Annotated in this window: 23 protein-coding genes; 7 read left to right on the forward strand and 16 right to left on the reverse strand. The window is 73.1% G+C overall.

Annotated elements, in window-relative coordinates; all coding sequences use genetic code 11:
* Nucleotides 1-23 precede the first annotated feature (23 nt).
* From FHX31_RS23475 to FHX31_RS23515, 9 genes are all read right to left on the reverse strand, one after another.
* Complete coding sequence (locus FHX31_RS23475) at nucleotides 24-1,163, reverse strand: cellulose binding domain-containing protein (RefSeq protein ID WP_091329724.1); 1,140 nt, start codon at nucleotides 1,161-1,163, stop codon at nucleotides 24-26.
* Nucleotides 1,164-1,250: 87 nt separating this feature from the next.
* Nucleotides 1,251-1,823, reverse strand: a complete 573-nt coding sequence (locus FHX31_RS23480; RefSeq protein WP_013474328.1) for a GNAT family N-acetyltransferase — start codon at nucleotides 1,821-1,823, stop codon at nucleotides 1,251-1,253.
* A 49-nt stretch (nucleotides 1,824-1,872) separates the two neighbouring features.
* Nucleotides 1,873-2,298, reverse strand: a complete 426-nt coding sequence (gene arfB / locus FHX31_RS23485; RefSeq protein ID WP_013284523.1) for an alternative ribosome rescue aminoacyl-tRNA hydrolase ArfB — start codon at nucleotides 2,296-2,298, stop codon at nucleotides 1,873-1,875.
* A 9-nt stretch (nucleotides 2,299-2,307) separates the two neighbouring features.
* Nucleotides 2,308-2,604: a hypothetical protein gene (locus tag FHX31_RS23490; protein ID WP_013284522.1), complete on the reverse strand. Its 297-nt coding sequence runs from the start codon at nucleotides 2,602-2,604 to the stop codon at nucleotides 2,308-2,310.
* A 174-nt stretch (nucleotides 2,605-2,778) separates the two neighbouring features.
* Nucleotides 2,779-3,639: a S1C family serine protease gene (locus FHX31_RS23495; RefSeq protein ID WP_030270057.1), complete on the reverse strand. Its 861-nt coding sequence runs from the start codon at nucleotides 3,637-3,639 to the stop codon at nucleotides 2,779-2,781.
* A 39-nt stretch (nucleotides 3,640-3,678) separates the two neighbouring features.
* Nucleotides 3,679-4,638, reverse strand: coding sequence for a VWA domain-containing protein (locus FHX31_RS23500; protein ID WP_013284520.1), 960 nt, complete (start codon nucleotides 4,636-4,638; stop codon nucleotides 3,679-3,681).
* On the reverse strand, nucleotides 4,635-5,651 hold the full coding sequence (locus FHX31_RS23505) for a DUF58 domain-containing protein (RefSeq protein ID WP_184977193.1): 1,017 nt from the start codon (nucleotides 5,649-5,651) through the stop codon (nucleotides 4,635-4,637). Before FHX31_RS23505 ends, FHX31_RS23500 begins: the two co-directional genes overlap by 4 nt.
* Complete coding sequence (locus tag FHX31_RS23510; protein WP_013284518.1) at nucleotides 5,648-6,697, reverse strand: AAA family ATPase; 1,050 nt, start codon at nucleotides 6,695-6,697, stop codon at nucleotides 5,648-5,650. Before FHX31_RS23510 ends, FHX31_RS23505 begins: the two co-directional genes overlap by 4 nt.
* Nucleotides 6,698-6,889: 192 nt before the next feature.
* The gene (locus FHX31_RS23515) at nucleotides 6,890-7,411 is read right to left on the reverse strand and encodes a hypothetical protein (RefSeq protein WP_013284517.1); all 522 of its coding nucleotides are present in this window, start codon (nucleotides 7,409-7,411) and stop codon (nucleotides 6,890-6,892) included.
* Between the two features lie 288 nt (nucleotides 7,412-7,699).
* Here FHX31_RS23515 and FHX31_RS23520 point away from each other — a divergent pair, with 288 nt between their 5' ends.
* On the forward strand, nucleotides 7,700-8,683 hold the full coding sequence (locus FHX31_RS23520) for an endonuclease/exonuclease/phosphatase family protein (RefSeq protein ID WP_184977850.1): 984 nt from the start codon (nucleotides 7,700-7,702) through the stop codon (nucleotides 8,681-8,683).
* A gap of 1 nt (nucleotide 8,684) precedes the next feature.
* Here the strand turns inward: FHX31_RS23520 and cimA are convergent, their stop codons facing one another.
* Nucleotides 8,685-10,283, reverse strand: a complete 1,599-nt coding sequence (gene cimA, locus FHX31_RS23525) for a citramalate synthase (RefSeq protein ID WP_013284515.1) — start codon at nucleotides 10,281-10,283, stop codon at nucleotides 8,685-8,687.
* A gap of 315 nt (nucleotides 10,284-10,598) precedes the next feature.
* Here cimA and FHX31_RS23530 point away from each other — a divergent pair, with 315 nt between their 5' ends.
* The 4 genes from FHX31_RS23530 (at nucleotide 10,599) to FHX31_RS23545 (ending at nucleotide 13,142) form a co-directional block, all read left to right on the forward strand.
* The gene (locus FHX31_RS23530; RefSeq protein WP_184977194.1) at nucleotides 10,599-11,159 is read left to right on the forward strand and encodes a peroxiredoxin; all 561 of its coding nucleotides are present in this window, start codon (nucleotides 10,599-10,601) and stop codon (nucleotides 11,157-11,159) included.
* Nucleotides 11,160-11,161: 2 nt separating this feature from the next.
* Nucleotides 11,162-11,692, forward strand: coding sequence for an alkylhydroperoxidase, AhpD family (gene ahpD / locus FHX31_RS23535; RefSeq protein WP_013284513.1), 531 nt, complete (start codon nucleotides 11,162-11,164; stop codon nucleotides 11,690-11,692).
* A gap of 193 nt (nucleotides 11,693-11,885) precedes the next feature.
* On the forward strand, nucleotides 11,886-12,350 hold the full coding sequence (locus FHX31_RS23540) for a hypothetical protein (protein WP_013284512.1): 465 nt from the start codon (nucleotides 11,886-11,888) through the stop codon (nucleotides 12,348-12,350).
* Between the two features lie 51 nt (nucleotides 12,351-12,401).
* Nucleotides 12,402-13,142 (forward strand): tyrosine-protein phosphatase, encoded by a 741-nt coding sequence (locus FHX31_RS23545; protein ID WP_013284511.1) that lies wholly within the window; start codon nucleotides 12,402-12,404, stop codon nucleotides 13,140-13,142.
* Between the two features lie 52 nt (nucleotides 13,143-13,194).
* On the opposite strand, the gene FHX31_RS23550 is transcribed toward FHX31_RS23545, so the two are convergent.
* Together FHX31_RS23550 and FHX31_RS23555 are read right to left on the reverse strand one after the other, a co-directional pair.
* Nucleotides 13,195-14,289, reverse strand: a complete 1,095-nt coding sequence (locus FHX31_RS23550; RefSeq protein ID WP_114919627.1) for a branched-chain amino acid aminotransferase — start codon at nucleotides 14,287-14,289, stop codon at nucleotides 13,195-13,197.
* A gap of 188 nt (nucleotides 14,290-14,477) precedes the next feature.
* The gene (locus tag FHX31_RS23555; protein ID WP_013284509.1) at nucleotides 14,478-15,509 is read right to left on the reverse strand and encodes a 3-isopropylmalate dehydrogenase; all 1,032 of its coding nucleotides are present in this window, start codon (nucleotides 15,507-15,509) and stop codon (nucleotides 14,478-14,480) included.
* 218 nt (nucleotides 15,510-15,727) lie between these two features.
* On the opposite strand from FHX31_RS23555, the gene FHX31_RS23560 reads away from it, so the two are divergent.
* Together FHX31_RS23560 and FHX31_RS23565 are read left to right on the forward strand one after the other, a co-directional pair.
* Nucleotides 15,728-16,600 (forward strand): FAD:protein FMN transferase, encoded by an 873-nt coding sequence (locus FHX31_RS23560; RefSeq protein ID WP_151012562.1) that lies wholly within the window; start codon nucleotides 15,728-15,730, stop codon nucleotides 16,598-16,600.
* A gap of 324 nt (nucleotides 16,601-16,924) precedes the next feature.
* Nucleotides 16,925-17,278 carry a hypothetical protein gene (locus FHX31_RS23565; protein ID WP_030270079.1) on the forward strand — a complete coding sequence of 118 codons (354 nt, stop codon included), beginning with the start codon at nucleotides 16,925-16,927 and terminating at the stop codon, nucleotides 17,276-17,278.
* 60 nt (nucleotides 17,279-17,338) lie between these two features.
* On the opposite strand, the gene serA is transcribed toward FHX31_RS23565, so the two are convergent.
* The 4 genes from serA to FHX31_RS23585 all read right to left on the reverse strand — a co-directional run bounded on the left by serA (nucleotide 17,339) and on the right by FHX31_RS23585 (nucleotide 22,800).
* Nucleotides 17,339-18,937, reverse strand: coding sequence for a phosphoglycerate dehydrogenase (serA, locus tag FHX31_RS23570; protein WP_013284506.1), 1,599 nt, complete (start codon nucleotides 18,935-18,937; stop codon nucleotides 17,339-17,341).
* 317 nt (nucleotides 18,938-19,254) lie between these two features.
* Nucleotides 19,255-20,268 carry a ketol-acid reductoisomerase gene (gene ilvC, locus FHX31_RS23575; RefSeq protein ID WP_184977195.1) on the reverse strand — a complete coding sequence of 338 codons (1,014 nt, stop codon included), beginning with the start codon at nucleotides 20,266-20,268 and terminating at the stop codon, nucleotides 19,255-19,257.
* 58 nt (nucleotides 20,269-20,326) lie between these two features.
* Entirely contained in the window at nucleotides 20,327-20,842 is a 516-nt protein-coding gene (gene ilvN / locus FHX31_RS23580) for an acetolactate synthase small subunit (protein ID WP_013284504.1), read from the reverse strand.
* A gap of 62 nt (nucleotides 20,843-20,904) precedes the next feature.
* Nucleotides 20,905-22,800: an acetolactate synthase large subunit gene (locus tag FHX31_RS23585; RefSeq protein ID WP_013284502.1), complete on the reverse strand. Its 1,896-nt coding sequence runs from the start codon at nucleotides 22,798-22,800 to the stop codon at nucleotides 20,905-20,907.
* Nucleotides 22,801-22,961 lie beyond the last annotated feature (161 nt).

Below are 22,961 nucleotides of genomic sequence, written 5' to 3' on the forward strand. Positions count from 1 at the left end.
GCGGGGGCCGGCCGGCGCGGGGATCAGTTCGAGGCGCAGGTCACTGCCGGTGCCGGGCTCGGGACGGCACCGTCGGCGAGGAACCCGAACGTGGTCTGGGCGGCAGGGGCGAGGGCACCGTTCCAGCTCGCGTTCCGGCCGGTCACTGTGGTTCCGCTCTGCGTCACGTCGGCGCTCCACGCCTGGCTGATCCGCTGGCCCGCGGGGAGCGGGAAGCGCACGGTCCAGCCGGCGATCGGCGCGGCGCCGTCGTTGCGGACTGTCACCTCCCCCTGGAAGCCGCCCGGCCACTGACCGGCGATCCGCCAGGTGGCGGTGCAGCGGCCGGGCGCCGACGTCGGGCCGGCCGTGGGCGACGGGCTGGTCGTGGGCGACGGGCTGACGGTGGGCGACGGCGTGGGGCTGACGGTCGGGGACGTGGTCGGGCCGGGCGTGGTGCGGCCCAGCGCGGCGACCAGCGCCGGGTACCACCTGTCGGACATCTTCTGGTCGCCTGCGGCGTTCGGGTGCACGCCGTCGTACGTGTCGGTGGCGGTGCTGAACCCGGTCCACTGGTCGACCACCACGATCGGCGACGCGGCTGTGGTCTTCCCGGCCGCCCAGCCGTCGATCAGCGAGTTGAGCGCCACCGTCCGCTGGCCGCACTCGGGACAGCTCGCCGGGTTCATCGGGATGATCTTCGCGACCAGCACGGTCATGGCCGGGTTGGCGGCCCGCATCTGGTCCACCAGCTTCGAGTACGCGGCCAGGATCGTGGCGGGCGCGATGTTGCTCCACACGTCGTTGGTGCCGAAGTGCATGAGCACGACGTCCGGACGGGTGGCGGACAGCCAGCCGGGCAGCAGGTTCTGGTTGGCCACGTTCGTCGCGAGGTAGCCGCCGTGCCCCTCGTTGTCGCCGTCGTACGGCACACCGCAGCCCTGCGGCCCGAGCGTGCCGACGAAGTCGACGTCGGTGTGGCCGGTGGACTGGAGGCGGTTCCAGAGCAGCGCCCGCCAGCAGCCGGGCGACCCGGTGATGGAGTCGCCGAGCGGCATGACGCGGACCGGGGTGGCCGCCGCGGCGGCCGGGGGTGTGGTGGCGGTGAGGGCGAGGCCGAGGGCGAGGACCGGTAGCAGCGCGGCGAGCGCGGTCAGCGCGGCGCGCAGGGGGTTACGGGACATGCGGAAGGGACTCCTGTCACTGTGACGTGGTGGTCGGTGACGGCCCTGAAGCTCCCGTACGCATTGAAGCGCTTCGACGCCTCCGACTCAACCCTCCGGGTGCCCCCGATGCCGGTTCCACTCCGGGGCGAGGATCGACATGACAGTGGCGTCCACCCAGTCGTCGCCGTCGCGCAGCACCTGCCGCAGCGTCCCCTCGGCGACGAAGCCCACCTTCTCGTAGGCACGCCGGGCACGCGGGTTGAACGCGAACACCTCCAGGCCGATGCGGTGCAGGCCGAGTTGCTCGAAGCCGTACCCGACGACGAGCCGGACCGCCTCGGTGCCGAGGCCGCGGTCGCGGCCGCCGGGGCCGATCAGCGTGCGGAAGTTGCAGCTCGCGTTGGCCCGGTCCCACTCGTTGAGGACCACCTCGCCGACGCAGGTGCCGCTCGCCCGGTCCACCACCGCGAGGTCGAGCCGGTCGTCCTGGCTGTTGCGGGTGCCGTACCAGGCCCGCAGGCGGGACGGCTCGAACGCCTCGCCGGCCGGGCTGCCGGTCAGCCGGGCCACCTCCGGGTCGGCCAGGATCTCGGCGAGCGCCGGCAGGTCGTCGTCGTGGAACGGGCGCAGCACCACCCGCTCGCCGGTGAGCGTGGGCTTGACGGAGAAGTCGATCACGTGGCGGAATTCTCCGGGCGGCGCGCTCGGCGGCTCAACAGGTTTTCGGTCAGTCGCCGTCCACCCGGCGGTCGCGTTTGCGCTGCGACTGACGCTTCTTCTCGGCCAGGCGACGCTCCTTGGCGCCACGGGAGGGGCGGGTCGGCCGGCGCGTCTTCGGCGGCGGGGCGACGGCCTCGCGCAGCAGCGCGGCCATCCGCTCGCGGGCCGCCTCCCGGTTGGCCAGCTGGGCGCGGTGCTCGCTGGCGGTGACCGTCAGCACGCCACCGACCAGGCGGCCGGCGAGCCGGGCCAGCGCCCGTTCCCGCAGCGTCTCCGGCACGCTCGGCGAGCCGCCCAGGTCGAAGCTCAGCTCCACCCGGGAGTCGGTGGTGTTGACTCCCTGCCCGCCGGGCCCGGACGAGCGGGAGAACCGTTCCCGCAGCTCGGCGGCGGGCACCGTGAGCCGATCGGTGACCCGCAGTCCGTCGTCCACTCCCCGAGGCTAGCGCCCGGCGCGGTGACTCGGGGTGGGGGTGGCGCTCGGCGTGGGACCGGCCCGTTCCTCGCCGCCGCCGGACGCCGCGTACGCGGCCGCGCCGACGAGCAGCAGGGCGATCACCGCGAGCTTGACGACGACGCCCCGGATCGCGAGCCAGGCGTTGCGCCGGGCACCGGGGACGCTGGTCCGGATGGTCTGGTAGTCGGTCCAGCCGCGTTTCGCACGCGCGTAGGACGCGCCGACACCGGCGCCGATGATCAGGCCCACCACGAGGAGGGCCGCAATGACAGCTTGCTCCACCTCCGCCAGTATTCATACTCAGCGTAATATTTCTATGGCCCAATGATCCCACGCCGGATATCCGACACTTCGCACCGATCTTGCGACGCTTGTGCAGGTCAGCGCCGGGAGGGGCGGCAGGGCAACCCCGCGCGGGCGCCAGGCCGGGCCCGCGCGGGTGGCCGCGCAGACGACTCAGCCGCCCCGGCCGATGATGGTGTCGGCGGTCTGCTGGACCTGGTCGATCGGGATGGCGAAGCCGATGCCGATGGAGCCGTTGCCGTCGATGGTGGCGATCGCCGTGTTCACGCCGACCACCTCACCGCGCGCGTTCACCAGCGGGCCACCGGAGTTGCCCGGGTTGATCGAGGCGTCGGTCTGCACCGCCGTGTGCCGGCCGTTGCCGATCCGTACCTGCCGGTTGAGCGCGCTGACGATGCCGGCGGTGACCGTCCCGGCGAGCCCGAGCGGCGACCCGACCGCGAGCACCGGCTCCCCCACTCTCGTCGAGTTCGCCTTTGCCAGCGGCAACGGCGGCAACCCGGCCGACGCGGGCACCTTCAGCACGGCCAGGTCGCTGGCCGGTTCCCGGCCCACCACCTCGGCCGGGAAGCGCCGCCCGTCCGACGTCTCCACAGTCACCGCGCCGGAACCGCCCCGGGCCAGGATGTGGTCGTTGGTGACGATGTGCTGCTCGTTGTCGATGGCGAACCCGGAGCCGGACGCGGACGCGCCGGAGCGGCCCCCGACCATCACCGACACCACCCCGGGCACCGTCTTGCCGGCGGCGGTGATCAGCTCCGCCGGCACCGGCGCGGCGGACGCCGCTGCCGGTCCCGGCGCGCCCCGGTCGGCCGCCCAGGTGCCGGCCGCCGCGCCGGAGACGGTGGAGAGCGCCACCACCGCCGCCACGCTCAGCAGCCGATGCCGCAGGCTACGCCGCCCGGCCTCCGGCCCGCCCCCGGGTACGTCCCGGTAGCCGCGCCCGTCCGGGTCCAGCTCCGGCGAGACGAACCACGGTCCGCGTGGCTCGCCGAGTCCGGTCTGCACTGCCATGCCTGGCTCCTCACATGTCGTGCGGTAGTGGTGTGCGGGTCAGGGCAGCCGGGAGAACCACCGCAGCGAGCCGGCCGCGGCGCCCATCGCCAGGACCAGCCCGAGGCCGATGAAGCGGGCCGAGATGTCCTGCCGCTCGGTGCGGTAGCCGACCGAGGTGCCGATGTCCTCGTAGACGTCCTTCAGCTCGGCGGTGGTGGACGCCTCGTGGAAGCCCCCGCCGGTCTGCTCGGCGACCGCCCGCAGCGTCTGGCCGTCCACCGGCACCTGGATCGCCCGGCCACCCCGGTCGACCGAACCGCCGGGCGTGCCGAAGGAGATGGTGTGCACCGGCACCTTCGCGGCGACCGCCTGGTCGGCGGCCTCCATCGGGTCCATGCCGGAGGTGTTCGCGCCGTCGGAGAGGATGATGATCCGGGCCGGCGGCGGATCCTTGGCGGCGGTGGCGTCCAGGCTCTTGACCGCGCCGAGCGAGGTGCTGATCGCCTCGCCGATGGCGGTGCCCTGCACGCCGGTGATGCCCTCGGCCAGCCGCCCGATCCCGTCGTGCAGCGCCTCCCGGTCGGTGCTCGGCGGCACCAGCACCGCCGCGCTGCCGGCGAACGCGACGAGGCCGACGTTGAACTCGTCCGGCAGCCCGTCGACGAACCGCCGGCCCGCCTCCTTGGCCGCTGTCAGCCGGTCCGGGTCCACGTCACCGGCGAGCATCGAGGTGGAGACGTCCACCGCGACCATCACCGTGGCCCGCTCCCGGGGCACCCGCACCTCCGCCTCGGGCCGGGCGAACCCGACCACGAGCAGCGCCAGCATGGCGAGGAACAGGCCCGCCGGGACGTGCCGCCGCCAGGCCGGGCGGCGCGGGGCGACCCGGTCGAGCAGGCGCAGATTGGTGAAGCGCACCGCGTACCGGCTCTGCCGCCGTTGCAGCACCAGGTAGCCGGCGACCAGCGCGACGACGGCGAGCAGCAGCCAGAGGCGGGCGGGTGACTGCCAGGTCATGCGACACCTCCGCGGGCCGTGGCCGGCACGGTGGCCAGCCGGCGCTGCTCGTGCACGTACCGGACGACGTCCGCGCACCAGTCCCGGTCGGTGCGCAGCGCCAGGTGGGTCGCGCCGGCCCGGCGCAGCGTGCGGCGTACCTGGTCGCGCTGCTCGGCGGCGGCGCGCGCGTACCGCTCGCGCAGGCCCGGGTCACCGGTCCACACCTCGCGGTGCCGGCCGCTCTCCGGGTCGACGAGCGTGACCAGGCCGACGTCCGGCAGTTCCAGCTCGCGCGGGTCGGTCACCTCGACGGCAAGCACCTGGTGCCGTACCGCGAGGCGGCGCAGCGCGGCGGCCCACGGCGGCGGCGCGGCGTCCGGGTCGTCGGGCAGCTCGTCGAGGAAGTCGGAGACGATCACCACGAGCCCGCGCCGGGTGGCGACGCGCTGAAGGCCGTCCAGCCCGTCGGCCAGGCCCGGCGCCGCGTCCGTCCGGCCCGCGCCGGCCGCGCCCGCGCCGTCGGAGTCCGGCAGGTCGCCGGTACGCGGAGCGCCGAGCAACGCGCGGAGCAGCCCGAGCAGATGGGTACGCCCGCTGCGGGCCGGGAACCGGCGCAACCCGCGCGGAGTGAGCACCTGGGCGCCGAGCCGGTTGCCGACTCCCGCGGTGAGGAAGCCGATCGCCGCCACGGCGGCCACCGCCAGTTCCCGTTTGTCCAGCGTGGACGTCCCGTACTCCATGCTGGGGCTGGCGTCGACGAGCAGCCAGGTGGTCAGTTCCCGGTCCGCGTCGACCTCCCGGACGTGCGGGACGGTGGTCCGGGCGGTGACCGCCCAGTCCATCCGGCGTACCTCGTCCTCGCCGGGGCGGTACTCGCGGCTGCCGGCCGCCTCGCTGCCCGGTCCGGGGAGCAGGCCGCGGTACCGGCCGTGCAGCAGCCCGTCGAGCCGCCGGGTCACCGTCAGCTCCAGCCGGCGCAGCCGCTGGTCCGGGGCGAGATCGGCGAGCCCGGGTCCGGCCTCGCCGGTCATGCCGCCGCCAGGTCGTTCACCGTCTCGGTGGGCCCGTTCACCAGCCGGGGCGGCGGCACCGCCTCGATCACGCGGCGCACCACGTCCTCGCCGGAGATCCCGTCGGCGATCGCGTCGAAGGAGAGCACGAGCCGGTGCGCCAGCACGTCCACCGCGAGTTCCCGGATGTCCTCGGGGAGCACGTAGTCCCGGCCGTGGATGAGCGCCTGGGCGCGGGCGGCGGCCACCAGGCCGAGCGTGGCCCGGGGGCTGGCCCCGTACGCCAGCAGGGGCGCGACGTCGGGCAGGCCGAAGCGCTCCGGGTCGCGGGTGGCGAGGATGAGGCGGACCACGTACTCGGCGAGCGCGTGGTGGACGAAGACGTCGGTGGCGCGGCGCTGGAGTTCGCGCAGCCGGACCGGGTCGAGCACGGTACGCGCGGTGGGCCGGTCGGTGCTCATCCGGTAGAGGATGGCCAGCTCGTCGGCGTCGCTCGGGTAGTCGACCACGACCTTCATCAGGAAGCGGTCGCGCTGCGCCTCCGGGAGCTGGTAGACACCCTCGGACTCGATCGGGTTCTGGGTGGCCAGGACCAGGAACGGGTCCGGCACCGGCCAGCTCCGGCCGGCGATGGAGACCTGCCGCTCGGCCATCGCCTCGAGCAGCGCCGACTGCACCTTGGCCGGGGCCCGGTTGATCTCGTCGGCGAGCACCAGGTTCGCCATGATCGGCCCCAGCTCCACGTCGAACTGTTCGGTGGAGGCGCGGTAGATGCGCGTGCCGACGATGTCGGAGGGGACCAGGTCGGGGGTGAACTGGATCCGGGAGAACGTGCCACCGACCACTGTGGCGAGTGTCTGCGCCGCCAGCGTCTTGGCCACCCCCGGTACGCCCTCCAGCAGGCAGTGCCCGTCGGCGATCAGGGCGGTGAGCAGGCGGTCGACGAGCCGATCCTGCCCGACGATCACGCGTTTGACCTCGACGAGGGTCTGTTCCAGCTCGACGCCGCTCGCGTCGGCGTCGACCGGGCTGAGCACGCTGGCCGGGGTGTCCGAGATGTCCGTCACGGTGCTTGCTTCCCGGGCCGGACCGGCGACAAACGTCGGATTATCGGCCCCTGGGCGGTGGTCGACGGGCCGGACCGGCAGCTTCTCCCCAGCCGGGCGGGAACGACACGAAGCGGCGCGGCACCGGCCGGAGGGGTACGGAACACGACACCGGCCCCCGCCGGAGCGGGGGCCGGTGCGGGGCGGGACGGATCAGTTGGCGATGACCAGGTGGAACGGCCGGTCCGAGGCGCTGCCGGAGGAGCTGCGCGTCTGCACGAAGACGGCGTTCGGGGTGAGCGTGCGGGGCGCGACCGACACCTCACCGGCCGGCGGCACGTTCGCCGTGTCGTTCGTGCCGATGGTCGCCACGTACGCCTTGGCGGACACGTTGTAGTCCAGCAGCACCTGGTACTGCCCCGGCGACACCCCGATGCCCGGGGTGAACCGGAACGAGGACACCACGTTGCCGGAGTGCTGCAACAGCGTGCCGTTGGCCGCCACGACGGCCCAGGCGACCTGGCCGGCGGCCGGCGGGGCCAGGGTGGCCCGCATCGCGGTCCGGGCGGCCTGCCGCTCGACGGCGGTCACCGGCGGCTGCGCCGTGGAGTGCCGCGGGCCGGGCTGCGGCTTCGCCTCCGGCTGGGCGGCAGCGGCGATCCCGCCACCGGCCAGGCTGAGCGACAGCGCGGCAAGCGCCACCACCGTCGCCTTCCGCTTGAAGAATGTGGCCATGAGTTCTCCCTTTGTAGACCGTGGTGATACGGCGACTGCGCGCGTCAAATTGCGGATCATCGGGTATCCGCTCGGGAGCGCACCGCTCGTGAGCTGGCCTTACTACAGAGAGTCGCGACGTCTCAACCAGGTGGAACCTAGCACCGGAAAATGTGGGCGGTCAATAGCGTTATTGCGTGTCCGACCGATCGGCAAAGATGCCCGGAAATTGCGAGGAACAATTCACGAAATTGTTTCGGAGGGCATCGCGCCGACCCGGCTCCGGGTAGCCTCACCGTCGTGATCACCATGCCGCGACCAGCCCGGGCCGGCACCCGGGGCGGCCGCCCGGCCACCGCCGCATGCTGGCTCGCCGTCGCACCGGTCGCCGCGTGGGCGCTGGTACGCCTGACCGGGCTGGAACGCGGTCCGCTGGTGCAGGCGGTCGCGTTCACGCCGTACGCCGCCGCCGTGGCCCCGGTCGTGGCGGTGGCGGCACTCGCCCTGCGGCGCCGCACCCCGGCGGTGGTCGCGGTCCTGGCCGCGCTGGCGCTGATCGGCGCGGTGGCGCCCCGTGCGGTCCCCGGCGACCGGCCCGCCGCCGACGGGCCGACGCTGCGGCTGCTCACCGCCAACCTGCGCCTCGGCTCGGCCGACCCGGCGGCGCTCGTGGACCTGGTCCGGACTCGGCGGGTCGACGTCCTCACGGTGCAGGAGCTCACCCCGCCGCTGGCGGCCGAGCTGGACCGGCTCGGCCTGGCCGAGCTGTTGCCGCACCGGTCGCTGACCTCCGAGGTCGGCTCGACCGGCTCCGGCGTGTACGCCCGGCACCCGCTGCGCGACACCGGCCACCGGCGCAACAAGGGCTTCTTCTTCACCCAGGCGTACGCCACGGTGACGCTGCCCGGGGCGCCACCGGTGCGGGTGGAGTCGGCGCACCCGGCCGCGCCGTACGCCCCGCACGTGGTGCCGGACTGGTGGACCGACCAGCGCGCCCAGCCGCCTGCCACCCCGGACGGCGGGCTGAGCGTGCTGGCCGGCGACTTCAACGCCACGCTCGACCACGCGGCGCTGCGGGACCTGATCGCCACCGGCTACACCGACGCGGCGGACGCGGCCGGGGCGGGGTTCGGCGGCACCTGGGGCCCGTACGACGGCGACCCGATCCCGCCGGTCACCATCGACCACGTCCTCGTGGACAGGCGTATCGCGGTGCGCGCCGCCCGCACCTACCCGGTGCCGGGCAGCGACCACCGCGCGCTGCTGGCCGAGCTGCGCCTGCCGGCCGGGTGAGTCAGGCCGCGCTCCCGCCCGGCACCCGGGCCCGGTCCAGGCCGTAGGTGAGCGCGTCGACCAGGGCGTGCCAGCTCGCCTCGACCACGTTCGGGTGCACGCCCACTGTGGTCCAGTCGCGACCGGCGCCGGCGGTCTCCACGAGTACGCGCGTGACAGCGCCGGTGCCGTGGCTGCCCTCCAGGATGCGCACCTTGTAGTCGGCCAGCTCGAACTCGCGCAGCTCCGGGTAGTGCCGGGCCAGGCCGACCCGCAGCGCCTCGTCCAGCGCGTTGACCGGGCCGTTGCCCTCGGCGGTGGCGATCACCCGCTCGCCGCGTACCCGGATCTTCACCGTCGCCTCGGAGACCACCGCGCCGTCCTCGCGGTGCTCGACGATCACCCGGTACGACTCCAGTGCGAACGGCCGGGCCGGCGCGGCATCCGGCAGCTCGGAGCGGACCAGCAGCTCGAACGAGGCGTCGGCGGCCTCGAACGACCAGCCGTCGGCCTCCAGCTCCTTGACCCGCCCGGTGACCCGGGACAGGGCGTCCGGATGGCCGGCCAGGTCCAGACCGAGCTCGCGGCTCTTGAGCTCGATGCTGGCCCGGCCGGCCATCTCGGTCACCAGGATCCGCATGTCGTTGCCCACCACAGCGGGTTCCACGTGGTTGTAGAGCAACGGGTCGACCTTGATCGCGCTCGCGTGCAGCCCCGCCTTGTGAGCGAAGGCGGCGGCCCCGACGTAGGCCTGGTGGGTGTCGGGGGCGATGTTGGCGATCTCGGAGATGGCGTGCGAGACCCGCACCATCTGTTCCAGGCAGCCCTCCGGTAGGACGGGCATGCCCAGCTTGAGCTGGAGGTTGGCGACGATCGCGAAGATGTCGGCGTTGCCGGGGCGCTCGCCGTACCCGTTGGCGGTGCCCTGCACGTGCCGGACGCCCGCCTCGACCGCGGCGATGGTGTTGGCGACAGCGCAGGCGGTGTCGTTCTGGGCGTGCATGCCGAGCCGTTCCGGCGCGATGCCGGTCCGCGCCACCAGTTGCTCGACCACGGCGGTGACCTGGGAGGGCAGCATGCCTCCGTTGGTGTCGCAGAGCACGAACCGCTCGGCGCCGGCGGCCAGCGCGGTCTCCGCCACGGCGGCGGTGTAGCCCGGGTCGAACCGGAACCCGTCGAAGCAGTGCTCCCCGTCGACGAAGACGCGCCGCCCCTGCGCCACCAGGTACGACACGGTGTCGCGGATCATGGCGAGGTTCTCCTCGGCGGTGGTGCGCAGCGCGCGCTCCACGTGCCGCAGGTCCGCCTTGGCGACCAGGGCCACGGCCGGGGTCCGGGCGTCGAGCAGGCCGCGCACCTGCGGGTCGTCCTCGACCGCGAGGCCGGCCTTGCGGGTGGCCCCGAAGGCGACCAGGATCGCGTGCCGCAGCTCCAGCTCGGTGCGGGCGCGGCGGAAGAACTCGGTGTCCTTCGGCACCGCGCCCGGCCAGCCGCCCTCGATGAAGCCGACTCCGAGGTCGTCGAGCAGGCGGGCCACCGCCAGCTTGTCGACCACCGAGTACGTGAGCCCTTCGCGCTGCGCGCCGTCGCGCAGCGTCGTGTCGTACACCTGGAACGTCATCGGAGTCCTCTTCTCGTGCCCTGGGGAGCAAACAAAAAGACCCCCCGCGGATGCGGGAGGTCTGCGCGCTCGGCGGGGGAAGGGCCGGCGCGCTAGCTGCTAATGATCAGGACGAAGCTGGTCACGACCCGTACTCTGCCACCCCGGCCCCGATTTTGGGAGGCGAAACCCATATTCCGGGACGATCGCGCGTGCGGTGATCGTCTTCACACCCGGCCACCGCCCGCCACGAGCGCAAACGGGGCTACGGAAGAATCTTGAACTGATCCAGTTACTGGCCCGGCCACCTCACCCGGCCACGTTCAAGGAGGACCCGTGCTCACTGTCGGTGACCACTTCCCCGAGTACGAACTCACCGCCTGCGTGTCGCTCGACGCCGACAAGGCGTTCAAGACGATCAACCACAAGTCCCACGAGGGCCAGTGGCGCGTCGTGTTCTTCTGGCCGAAGGACTTCACCTTCGTCTGCCCCACCGAGATCGCCGAGTTCGGTCGCCTCAACGGCGAGTTCGCCGACCGCGACGCCCAGGTGCTCGGCGTCTCCGTCGACAACGAGTTCGTCCACTACGCCTGGCGCAAGGACCACCCGGACCTGCGCGAGCTGCCCTTCCCGATGCTCAGCGACATCAAGCGTGAGCTGACCTCCGCCTGCGGCGTGCTCGGCGCCGACGGTGTCGCGCAGCGGGCCACCTTCATCGTGGACCCGAACAACGAGATCCAATTCGTCATGGTGACCGCCGGTTCGGTCGGCCGCAACGTCTCCGAGGTGCTGCGGGTGCTCGACGCTCTTCAGACCGACGAGCTGTGCCCGTGCAACTGGAACTCCGGCGGCGCGACGCTCGACGCCAAGGCGCTCCTCGCCGGCGCCGGGGCCTGACCATGGGCCTGGACGCGATCAAGGCGGGCCTGCCCGAGTACGCCAAGGACATCCGACTCAACCTCGGCTCCACCATCACCACCTCGACGCTGAAGCCGGAGCAGGCGTGGGGCACCGCCCTGGCCTGCGCGGTGGCGGCCCGCAACCCGGTGGTGCTGCGGGAGATCGCCGCCGAGGCGGCCGGTCACCTCACGCCGGAGGCGGTCGAGGCGGCCAAGGGTGCGGCGGCGGTCATGGCGATGAACAACGTCTACTACCGGGCCAAGCACCTGATCGGCGACGAGCAGTACGCGTCGCTGCCGGCCCGGCTGCGAATGCAGATCATCGCCCGCCCCGGTGTGGAGAAGACCGACTTCGAGCTGTGGTGCCTCGCCGTCTCGGCGATCACCGGCTGCGGCGTCTGCCTGGAGTCGCACGAGAAGACGCTGCGCGCGGCCGGGTTCAGCCGTGAGCAGGTGCACGAGGGGCTGCGGATCGCCGCCGTCGTACACGCTGCCGCGGTGACCCTGGACGCGGAGGCCGCACTGGCCTGATCGACCGGCCCGCACGTGCCCGACCGGCACCGCACGGGCCGACGACCCGAGGGGCCGGCGTCACCACCGTGGCGCCGGCCCCTCGGCGTCGGCGGGCCGGCCGCCGGCGGGTTGGTGCCCGGACAGGGTGGGTAACCCTCCCGACTGACGACGGCGCCGCGACGGCCGCGGCCCTGGGGACGGGAGGCGGCACATGGACGGACTGGACCCGCGCGCCACGCACGGCGGCACCGAGCCGATCCTCGACGACGGCCGGGGCACGGTCGCCGGGGGCGCCCCGGCGGGCGCCTTCGACCCGTGGCGCTACCGCGACGAGGCGGGTGTGGCGAGCGCCGACCTGACCGGCTACAAGGTCGAGGCCACCGACGGCGCCATCGGCAAGATCGACCGGGCGAGCCACGAGGTGGACGACAGCTACCTGGTCGTGGACACCGGGCCGTGGATCTTCGGCAAGAAGGTGATGCTCCCGGCCGGGACCGTGAACCACGTCGACCACGACGCCCGCACCGTGCACGTCGACCGGGAGAAGGACCAGATCAAGGCCGCCCCGGAGTACGACGAGTCCAGCCACGCCGAACCGGGCTACCGGGACCGGCTGGGCGGCTACTACGGCGAGAACCACTCGGCGCTGCCGCCGGACGTGCCGCCGCGCGCCTGACATCCCGGCGACGGCCGGCGGGGACGGACGAACGCCCCGCCGGCCGTTACCGTGTCGGATGTGGACGCCGCGCAGAGCCCCTTCCCCGCCCTGTTCAACTTCCGCGACGTCGGCGGATACGCCGCTCGGGACGGGCGCACGGTCCGCCGCGGCCGGCTCTACCGCTCCGACTCGCTGCACCGCATCGACGAGACCGACCGGAGCGCGTTCACCGCGCTCGGCATCCGTACCGTCATCGACCTGCGCCGGCCGTCCGAGGTGGAACGCGACGGGCGGGTGCCCGACTACGACGGGCTGACCTACCGGCACATCCACCCCGAGCACGCCGACTGGGGTGCGAACCGGTTCGACGCCTCCGGCGTCAGCCTGGCCCGCTACCTGGCCGACCGGTACGCCGACCTGGCGCGTACCGGAACCGCCGGGCTCGCCGAGGCGGTCGGGCTGATCGCGGACAGCGCCAACGCCCCGGTGGTGGTGCACTGCGTCGCCGGCAAGGACCGCACCGGCATCGTCTGCGCGCTCACGCTGGCAGTGCTCGGGGTGCCCGACGAGGACGTGGTAGCCGACTACGCGCTCAGCACCGCCGCGTCGCGGCGCTTCACCGAGTGGGTCCGGGCCACGCTGCCGGACGCGGAGGAACCGCCGCCGCCGTTCCTGGAATCGCCGGCCGAGGCGATGGAGCTGTTCCTCGCCGAACTGCGCACCGGCTACGGGTCCGTCGAGGGCTACCTGACCCACGCCGGCGTCACCGAGGCGCAGGTGGAGTCCCTCCGCACCCACCTCCTGGACTGACCCGGCCTCGCGGTGATCGAGGAGCGAACCCCTCGATCACCGCGAAGCGCCGTCAGAGGACCCGGGTGACCCAGCCGTACGGGTCGGCGGCACGCCCGCGCTGGATGTCGACGAGCTTCTGCCGCAGCGCCATCGTGGCCCGGCCCGGCTCGCCGCCGCCGATGAGGAACTCGCCGTCGGGGAAGCGCACGCCGCCGATCGGGGTGATCACGGCGGCGGTGCCGCAGGCGAACACCTCGCGCAGCCGGCCGCTCGCCGCGTCGGCCCGCCAGTCGTCGAAGGCGACCGGCGCCTCCCGCACCTCGTGCCCGGCCTCGGCGGCGAGGGTGAGGATCGCGTCGCGGGTGATGCCCGGCAGGATCGTGCCGCCCAGCGGAGGGGTGACGATGCTGCCGTCGTCGTAGACGAAGAAGACGTTCATGCCGCCCAGCTCGTCGACGTACCGCCGCTGCACCGCGTCCAGGAACACCACCTGGTCGCAGCCCGCCTCGATCGCCTCGGCCTGCGCGGCGAGCGAGGCGGCGTAGTTGCCGCCGCACTTGGCCGCGCCGGTGCCGCCGGGCGCGGCCCGGGTGTAGTCCGGCGAGACCCAGACCGTCACCGGCTTCACGCCACCGGCGAAGTACGCACCGGCCGGCGAGGCGATCACGCAGTAGAGGTATTCGTTGGCCGGGCGCACACCGAGGAAGACCTCGCTGGCGAACATGAACGGACGCAGGTAGAGGCTGGCGTCCTCGTGCTCCGGGATCCACGCCTGGTCGACCTCGACCAGCCGGCGCAGCGACTCCACGAACGTCGCCTCCGGCAGCTCCGGCATGGCCAGCCGGCGCGCCGACGCGGCGAACCGGGCCGCGTTGGCCTCGGGACGGAACATCGTCACCGCGTCACCGGTGCGGTACGCCTTCAGCCCCTCGAAGATCTCCTGCGCGTAGTGCAGCACCGCCGCGGCCGGGTCCATCGGGATCGGCGCGCGCGCCTCCAGGCGGGCGTCGTACCAGCCCTTGCCCTCGGCGTAGCGGATGGTGACCATGTGATCGGTGAAGACCCGGCCGAAGCCCGGGTTCGCCAGCAGGGCGGCCCGGTCGGCGGCGGATACCGGCGCGGGATTCGGACGGATCTCGAAATCGAGCATGTCACCACCGCTCATCGCGCTGACCTCCCTGCGGGTTCACGGCATGCGGGATCGCACGCCGACGTCACTGGTGCCAGAAACTTACCCCGAACGGTCGTTCAGCGGATAGCTCCGCCCCGGCGGATGCGACGCGCCGGACGGTCGGGTGGGCCCGGTGACGGGTCTGGCGGCCCGGTACCGGGCCGCCAGCAGGGTCGGCCCGGTCAGGCTACGGCGTACGCGGCGAGCCGGTCGCCGACCTCCTCGGTGCGCAGCGGCGTCCCCGGCGTACGCCCGGCCAGCTCGGTGCCGACCGCGGCGGTGACCCGGGCGGCGGCGTCGGCGTGGCCGAGCTGGTCCAGCAGCAGCGCGGCGGACAGCACCGCGGCGACCGGGTCGGCGACGCCCTGGCCGGCGATGTCCGGCGCCGAGCCGTGCACCGGCTCGAACATCGACGGGTAGCGCCCCTCGGGGTTGATGCAGCCGCTGGCCGCGAGCCCGATGCCACCGGTCACGGCGGCGGCGATGTCGGTGAGGATGTCGCCGAACAGGTTGTCGGTGACCACCACGTCGTACCGGGACGGGTTCGTCACCAGGAACATCGCTGCGGCGTCGATGTGCTGGTATTCCGTGGTCACGTCCGGGTGCTCGGCGGCCACCGCGGCGAAGGCGCGCGCCCAGAGCGACCCGGCGTGGGTGAGCACGTTCGTCTTGTGCACGAGCGTGACCTTGCGCCGCTCCCGGCGGCCGGCGCGGGCGAACGCGTCGCGGATCACCCGCTCGACGCCGTGCCGGGTGTTCAGGCTCTCCTCGGTGGCCACCTCGGCCGGGGTGTCCCGGTGCAGCGCGCCGCCGGCGCCCGCGTACAGCCCCTCGGTGCCCTCGCGGACCACCACGAGGTCGACCTCGCCGGGCTTGACCGCCGCGAGCGGACCGGCCACGCCGGGCCAGAGCCGGGACGGGCGCAGGTTGACGTACTGGTCGAAGGCGAACCGGAGCTTCAGCAGCAGACCGCGCTCCAGCACACCCGGCGGCACGGTCGGGTCGCCCACCGCGCCCAGCAGGATGGCGTCGTGACCGGCCAGCTCGTCGAGGACGGAGTCGGGCAGCACCTCGCCGGTGCGGTGATAGCGCGCCGCGCCCAGGTCGTACTCGGTGGCCTCGATCCCGGGCACCACCGCGTCGAGGACCTTGCGGGCCTGCGCGACCACCTCGGGTCCGATGCCGTCGCCGGCCACCACCGCGATGTGTGCCACCTGGCGCTCCTCGTCTCGTCGTTAGGCGCAACCGTACGTCGCCGTCCCGGCCCCCGGTACGAATCTTCCATCATCCGGGACGGCGAATCACAGGAGGCTCCCAGCCGACATTCATGGTGCGGTCATCTCCACTGCTTAGGGTCGAGTTCACGGGTCGACGGGGGCCCGGAATTCGGCACCGCCGCGACGTAGCGGCGACCACCGAGGGGGCAGGTGTCATGCGGATCGAGCACCGGCGGGCCCACTGGGCGGACGAGCAGCCACGTACCCGCTGGGTCGACCAGTCCGCGTTCCGCCCGACCCGCCCGGACCTGCACCTGGGCGCCACGAACCACCGCGTCGAGCGGGCCGGCGCCTCCGCGTCGGGCCGGATCAGCGTCCGCCACACCGTCACCACCTCGACCGCCGACTACACCATGCTCCTCAACGCGCCGGAGTGGTTCGGCCACCGGGCGGTCAGCGAGGCGCTGCGCGACGCCGTCGCCGAGCTGCGCGCCGTCGACCTCACCTACGGCCCGAACCGGCCGGACAGCCTCGTCTCCCGGCTGCGCCGCGACGAGATCAGTCCCGACTCGTACCCCCCGCTGGCCGACCTGATCGACCTCTGCGCCGCGATGCGGGCGGCGACCGACGGCTGGTTCGACGCCTGGGCCGTGCCGGGCGGCTTCGACCCGGGCGGCCTGCTCGGCGGCTGGGCGGTGGAACGGGCCGCGGCGCGGTTGCGCGCCGCCGGCATCCACGACTACGCCGTGCTCAGCGGCGCCGACCTGACGGTACGCGGGCACGCCGCCCACGGCGGCCCGTGGCGTGTCGCGGTGCACCACCCCACCGACACCCGCCGGACACCTGTCGTGCTGGAGATGACGACGGGCGCGGTCGGCACCTCGGGCGTCACCGGCCGGCGCGGGCACGTCGTCGACCCGCACACCGGCGAGCCGACCGACCGGCTGGTGGCCGCCACCGTGCTCGGCCCGAACCTCGCCGTCGCCGACGCCTACGCCACCGCCCTGTACGCCGCCGGACCGGCCGGGCTGGCCTGGTTCCGTCACGACACGGACTACCGCCCGCTGTTCGCGCACCACCGGCGCTGAGTCGCCGTCCGCCCGCACGACACCGGCCGGGAGCGCGATCGGCCCCCACGGTCTCGGCAACGACCGTGAGGGCCGGTCAGCGACGAGTGCGCGTGGCTCGCGCAATCGAGGGGTGCGGGCCGAGGGGCCGGGCGCCCGACCGCGCCACCCGAAGACGGGCCGGGGATCGACTCAGCGGAAACCGCATCGGTACGCTAGCGAATCGACGCAACTCGACGCAAGAGTCTCCACAGCGGACGCCTGGTGAACGATGTCGGCAATCAGCGGTGAACGCACGGTGGGGCAGAGGTGACGGGCCGGGCCCGGGATGGCACGCTGTCCGCCGTGAGTTTCGATCTGAGCGTGTGGGCCCTGCCGAACGGGGCGACACCGGAGCAGGTGCGGGCGGCCGTGCAGCAGTGCCGCGAGGGCCGCCACGGCGAGCAGCACCCCGACCCGCGACTCGTCGCCTTCTACCGGGCGATCACGGCGAGCTATCCGGACCGCCCGGCCCGGCCCGGTACGCCGTGGGAGGCGCCGCTGCACACGGCGGCCGACCACATCGAGATGAACCTGAACCCGGCCTGCCCCGATCAGGTCCTGCTGGACGTCGAGCGGCTGGCCGGCGAGCACGACCTGATGCTCTTCGACGCGCAGGACGGCTCGGTCTACCCGCCACCGGCCCGCGTCCGTTCCTGACCCACCGGGACGACGAAGGGCCCGGCCGATCCGGCCGGGCCCCGATATGTCCTGTCCGGACTACACGTCGCGCAGGTCGGCCGCGCTGGCCGCGACCGCGCCGATCGAGTCGGCGGCGGAGGTGAGCAGGTCGGCGCCGAGCGCCTGGTCGACGGTCAGCGTCATCAGCGTCTCGCCACCGGCCTCGCGGCGGGCCACCTGCATGGCCGCGATGTTGACGCCGGCCTCGCCGAGCAGCGTGCCGACGGTGCCGACCACGCCGGGCCGGTCCGCGTAGCGCAGGAAGACCAGGATGCCCTCCGCGCCGATCTCCACGTCGAAACCGTCCACCTCGGTCAGCTTGAACACGTCGCGGGTGCCGGTGTGCGCCACGGTGCCGGAGACACGGACGGTGCGCCCGTCCGGCAGCGCACCGCGCACGGTCACCAGGTTCGGGTGGTCGACGGTCTCGCCCGGCGTGGCCAGCGTGACCTCGACGCCCCGCTCGGCGGCCAGGTGCGGCGCGTTGACGTAGGTGACCTGCTCCTCCACCACGGAGCTGAACAGCCCCTTGGTCGCGGCGAGCTTGAGCACCGACACGTCGTGGGCGGCGATCTCGCCGCGCACCTCGACGGTGACGCTGGCGGCCACCCCGCCGGCCAGGGCGGTGAACGCCCGGCCCAGCCGCTCGGCCAGCGGCAGCAGCGGGCGGACGTCCTCGGCGACCACGCCGCCGGCCTGCACGTTCACGGCGTCCGGGACGAACTCGCCCTGGAGCGCGAGCTTGACGCTCTTGGCCACCGCGAGACCGGCCTTGTCCTGCGCCTCGTTGGTGGAGGCGCCCAGGTGCGGGGTGGCCACCACGTTGTCGAAGGCGAACAGCGGCGAGGAGGTGCACGGCTCCTTGGCGTACACGTCGACACCGGCGCCGGCGACCCGGCCCTCCGCGATCGCGTCGGCGAGCGCCTGCTCGTCGACCAGGCCGCCGCGGGCGGCGTTGACGATCCGGACGCCCGGCTTGACGATCGCCAGCTCCTTCTCGCCGATCAGGCCGACCGTCTCCGGCGTCTTGGGCAGGTGGATCGAGATGAAGTCGCTCTCCCGCAGCAGCTCCTCCAGCCCGACCAGGCGGACGCCGAGCTGCGCGGCGCGGGCCGGCTGGATGTACGGGTCGTACGCGATCAGCCGGGTGCCGAACGCGGCGATGCGAGACGCGAAGAGCACGCCGATGCGGCCGAGGCCGACCACGCCCACGGTCTTGCCCTGGATCTCGACGCCGGTGTACTTGGACCGCTTCCACTCCCCCGCCTTGAGCGCGGCGCTGGCGCTGGCGGTGTTGCGGGCGACCGCGAGCAGCAGCGCGACGGCCTGCTCGGCGGCGGAGACGATGTTCGAGGTGGGCGCGTTGACGACCATGACGCCGCGGGCGGTGGCGGCCGGCACCTCGACGTTGTCCAGACCGACGCCGGCCCGGGCGACCACCTTCAGCCGCGGTGCGGCGGCGATCGCCTCGGCGTCGATCTGGGTGGCGCTGCGTACGATCACCGCGTCGGCCTCGGAGAGGGCGGAGAGCAGAGCGGGGCGGTCGGTGCCGTCCACGTGGCGCACGTCGAAGTCGTGCGCGAGCACCTCGATGGCGGCGGGGGCGAGTTCTTCGGCGATCAGTACGACAGGATTCATCGGTCCTCGTAGACGCTCGGTAATGGTTCGGCCTGGGGCGCCGGGACGCCGCGCTGCGCCCTGCGCCGATCCGTGCCACGGCCGTCGGGTGCGCTCGGGCACCACACCAAGGAATGGTAGGTGCCTGCCCGCTCTCCGGGTCGCGGACTGCGGGGTGAGCGCCCTCACACAGGTCCGTCGCACGCCTGTCATCCCCCGTTCACCGGGGGCGGTGCGGGACGAGGCGTTACTCACCGTGTCCCAGCACGTGAACGAACGGCGGCCCGCGGCCGGACGCCGGGGAGAGCGTCGGGCCGCGGGCCGCACGAGGGAGAAGCTCAGGCGGTCTCGGTGATCGGCCGGTCGACCCAGCTCATCATCGCGCGCAGCTTCTGCCCGGTCTCCTCGATCGGGTGCGCCGCGCCCTCGGCCCGCCACTTAGCGAAGTTCGGCCGGCCGGCCTCGTCCTCGGCCACCCACTCGCGGGCGAACTCGCCGGACTGGATCTCGCCGAGGATCTTGCGCATCTCGTCCTTGACCCGCGAGTCGATGACGCGCGGGCCACGGGACAGGTCGCCGTACTCGGCGGTGTCGGAGATGCTGTAACGCATCCGGGCGATGCCGCCCTCGTACATCAGGTCGACGATCAGCTTCAGCTCGTGCAGGCACTCGAAGTAGGCCACCTCGGGCGCGTAGCCGGCCTCGGTGAGCACCTCGAAACCGGTCTGCACCAGCGCCGCCGCGCCACCGCACAGCACCGCCTGCTCGCCGAACAGGTCGGTCTCGGTCTCCTCGGTGAACGTGGTCCGGATCGCGCCGGCCCGGGTGCCGCCGATCGCCTTGGCGTACGCCAGGGCCAGGCCGAACGCGTTGCCGCTGGGGTCCTGCTCGACCGCGACCAGGCAGGGCACGCCCTTGCCGTCGACGTACTGGCGGCGGACCAGGTGACCGGGGCCCTTCGGGGCGACCATCGCCACGTCCACGTCGGCCGGGGGCTTGATCAGGCCGTACCGGATGTTGAAGCCGTGGCCGAAGAACAGCGCCTTGCCCGCGGCGAGGTTCGGCGCGATGGCCTCGGCGTAGAGACCACGCTGGGCGGTGTCCGGCGCCAGGATCATGATCACGTCGGCCTCGGCCGCCGCCTCGGCGGGCGTGAGCACCCGCAGGCCCTGCTCCTCGGCCTTCGGCCGGCTCTTCGAACCGGCGGGCAGGCCGATCACCACGTCGACGCCGGAGTCGCGCAGCGACAGCGCGTGCGCGTGGCCCTGGCTGCCGTACCCGATCACGGCGACCTTGCGGCCCTGGATCAGGCCCAGGTCGGCGTCGTCGTCGTAGAACACCTCAATGCTCATTGACTTCCCTTTCGTACGGCGGTGCCCGTCGGCCCGTCGAAAAACTTGTGGGTACGGATCAGGCGGCGCGCAGGGCCGGGCCGGCGGTGATGGCCCGCGAACCCCGCCCGATCGCCACGGTGCCGGACTGGACCATCTCCTTGATGCCGAACGGCTCCAGGTCGCGCAGCAGCGCGTCGAGCTTGTCCGGCGTGCCGGTGGCCTCGATGGTCAGCGTGTCCGGCGCGACGTCGACCACCCGGGCGCGGAACAGGCCGACCGTCTCCAGCACCTGGGCGCGGGCCGCGCGGTCCGCGCGGACCTTGACCAGCAGCAGCTCCCGCGCCACCGACACCTGCGGATCCAGCTCCACGATCTTGAGTACGTTGACCAGCTTGTTGAGCTGCTTGGTCACCTGCTCCAGCGGCGAGGACTCGGCGTTGACCACGATGGTGATGCGCGAGACGTCCGGGTTCTCGGTCTCGCCCACGGCGAGGCTGTCGATGTTGAACCCGCGCCGGGAGAACAGCCCGGAGACCCGGGCGAGGACACCCGGCTTGTTCTCCACCAGCACGGACAGCGTGTGCATAGTCATTGCTGTGCCTTCCTCGTCATGCCCTCATGGCCCTCGCTGCGCTCGGTGCATTCGGTCATGACCTAGAGCTCGTCCTCGTCGAAAGCGGGACGCACGCCCCGCGCGAACATGATCTCGTCGTTGCTGGTGCCGGCGGCGACCATCGGCCAGACCATCGCGTCCTTGCCGACCACGAAGTCGATGACCACGGGCGCGTCGTTGATCGCCATGGCCGCCTCGATGGTCTTGTCCACGTCGGCGGCGTTCTCGCAGCGCAGCCCGACGCAGCCGAGCGCCTCGGCGAGCTTGACGAAGTCCGGGATGCGGTGCTTGTGGGTGCCCAGCTCGGTGTTGGAGTAGCGCTCCCCGTAGAACAGGGTCTGCCACTGCCGCACCATGCCGAGGTTGCCGTTGTTGATCACGGCGACCTTGATCGGGATGCCCTCCAGCGCGCAGGTGGCCAGCTCCTGGTTGGTCATCTGGAAGCAGCCGTCACCGTCGACCGCCCACACAGTGGTGTCCGGCTTGCCGACCTTGGCGCCCATCGCGGCCGGGACGGCGTAACCCATGGTGCCCAGGCCGCCGGAGTTGAGCCAGGTGTGCGGCTTCTCGTACGAGATGAACTGGCTGGCCCACATCTGGTGCTGGCCGACGCCCGCCACGTAGACCGCGTCCGGGCCGGCGATCTCGCCCAGCCGCTTGATCACGTACTGCGGGGAGAGCGTGCCGTCGGCCGGCTCCTCGAAGCCCAGCGGGTACCGCTCGCGCAGGTCGTCGAGCTGGGCCCACCAGTCGGTCAGGTCGGCCGGCGGGTGCGCGGCCTGCTCGGCGGTGACGGCGGCGATCAGCTCGTCGATCACGTGCCGCGCGTCACCCACGATCGGGACGTCGGCGTGCCGGTTCTTGCCGATCTCGGCCGGGTCGATGTCGGCGTGCACCACAGTCGCGTCCGGCGCGAACGAGTCCAGCTTGCCGGTCACCCGGTCGTCGAAGCGGGCGCCCAGCGCCACGATCAGGTCGGCCTTCTGGAGGCCGTAGACCGCGGCGACGGTGCCGTGCATGCCGGGCATGCCCAGGTGCTGGCGGTGCGAGTCGGGGAACGCGCCCAGCGCCATCAGCGTGGTGACCACCGGGATGCCGGTCTGCTCGGCCAGCTTGCGCAGCCCCTCGGTGGCGCCGGCCTTGAGCACGCCGCCGCCCACGTAGAGGACCGGACGGCGGGCGCCGGTCATCAGCCGGGCCGCCTCGCGGATCTGCTTGCCGTGCGGGTGCAGCGTCGGCCGGTAGCCGGGCAGGTCGAGCGTGGGCGGCCAGGAGAAGGTCGCCGGCGCCTGGAGCACGTCCTTCGGGATGTCGACGAGCACCGGGCCGGGCCGGCCGGTCGCGGCCAGGTGGAAAGCCTCGGCCAGCACGCGGGGGATCTCGTCGGCGGTCTGCACCAGGAAGTTGTGCTTGGTGATGGGCAGCGTGATGCCCTGGATGTCCGCCTCCTGGAAGGCGTCGGTGCCGATCGACGGCCGGGCCACCTGCCCGGTGATCGCCACCATCGGGACCGAGTCCATGTACGCGTCCGCGATCGGCGTCACCAGGTTCGTCGCGCCCGGACCGGAGGTGGCGATGCAGACGCCGACCCGGCCGGTGGCCTGCGCGTAGCCGGTGGCCGCGTGCCCGGCGCCCTGCTCGTGGCGGACCAGGATGTGCCGGACCGTGGAGTCGTAGAGCGGGTCGTAGGCGGGCAGGATCGCGCCGCCCGGAATGCCGAAGACCACGTCGACGCCGAGCGCCTCCAGCGACCGCACGAGCGAACCGGCGCCCGAGACCTCCGCGGTGGCGGGCTCCCGTACGGGCGTCTCGGTGGTGGCGGCCGCCGGGACGGTACGGCCGGGGCGGGCGGCGGGGTCGGAGTCACCGGCCGCGCCGGTGCCGGAGCGGGCACGGCGGGCGGAGTGGGCGAGGGTCTCTGGCGTGGGTCTCGTCATGGCGGTTCAAGCCTTCGGAAGTGAGTGGGTGACGCGCTTCTCAGGATGGGACGGGGAGGTCCCGGCGATGGTCCGACGGCAACAAAAAAGCCCACGTGCAGGATGCACGGGGCCAGCGCACTCTCGGTGGGAGAGTGCGCTCAGGTAAGTACTCGCGGCGA

Source organism: Micromonospora sp. CNZ286 (assembly GCF_014207755.1).

Coding starts and splice junctions, on each gene's coding strand:
- FHX31_RS23475 (WP_091329724.1), bottom strand. CDS start 1,163: ATGTCCCGTAACCCCCTGCGCGCCGCGCTGACCGCGCTCGCCGCGCTG.
- FHX31_RS23495 (WP_030270057.1), bottom strand. CDS start 3,639: ATGGCAGTGCAGACCGGACTCGGCGAGCCACGCGGACCGTGGTTCGTC.
- FHX31_RS23500 (WP_013284520.1), bottom strand. CDS start 4,638: ATGACCTGGCAGTCACCCGCCCGCCTCTGGCTGCTGCTCGCCGTCGTC.
- FHX31_RS23505 (WP_184977193.1), bottom strand. CDS start 5,651: ATGACCGGCGAGGCCGGACCCGGGCTCGCCGATCTCGCCCCGGACCAG.
- FHX31_RS23515 (WP_013284517.1), bottom strand. CDS start 7,411: ATGGCCACATTCTTCAAGCGGAAGGCGACGGTGGTGGCGCTTGCCGCG.
- FHX31_RS23520 (WP_184977850.1), top strand. CDS start 7,700: ATGCCGCGACCAGCCCGGGCCGGCACCCGGGGCGGCCGCCCGGCCACC.
- cimA (WP_013284515.1), bottom strand. CDS start 10,283: ATGACGTTCCAGGTGTACGACACGACGCTGCGCGACGGCGCGCAGCGC.
- ahpD (WP_013284513.1), top strand. CDS start 11,162: ATGGGCCTGGACGCGATCAAGGCGGGCCTGCCCGAGTACGCCAAGGAC.
- FHX31_RS23540 (WP_013284512.1), top strand. CDS start 11,886: ATGGACGGACTGGACCCGCGCGCCACGCACGGCGGCACCGAGCCGATC.
- FHX31_RS23550 (WP_114919627.1), bottom strand. CDS start 14,289: ATGAGCGGTGGTGACATGCTCGATTTCGAGATCCGTCCGAATCCCGCG.
- FHX31_RS23560 (WP_151012562.1), top strand. CDS start 15,728: ATGCGGATCGAGCACCGGCGGGCCCACTGGGCGGACGAGCAGCCACGT.
- serA (WP_013284506.1), bottom strand. CDS start 18,937: ATGAATCCTGTCGTACTGATCGCCGAAGAACTCGCCCCCGCCGCCATC.
- ilvC (WP_184977195.1), bottom strand. CDS start 20,268: ATGAGCATTGAGGTGTTCTACGACGACGACGCCGACCTGGGCCTGATC.
- ilvN (WP_013284504.1), bottom strand. CDS start 20,842: ATGACTATGCACACGCTGTCCGTGCTGGTGGAGAACAAGCCGGGTGTC.
- FHX31_RS23585 (WP_013284502.1), bottom strand. CDS start 22,800: ATGACGAGACCCACGCCAGAGACCCTCGCCCACTCCGCCCGCCGTGCC.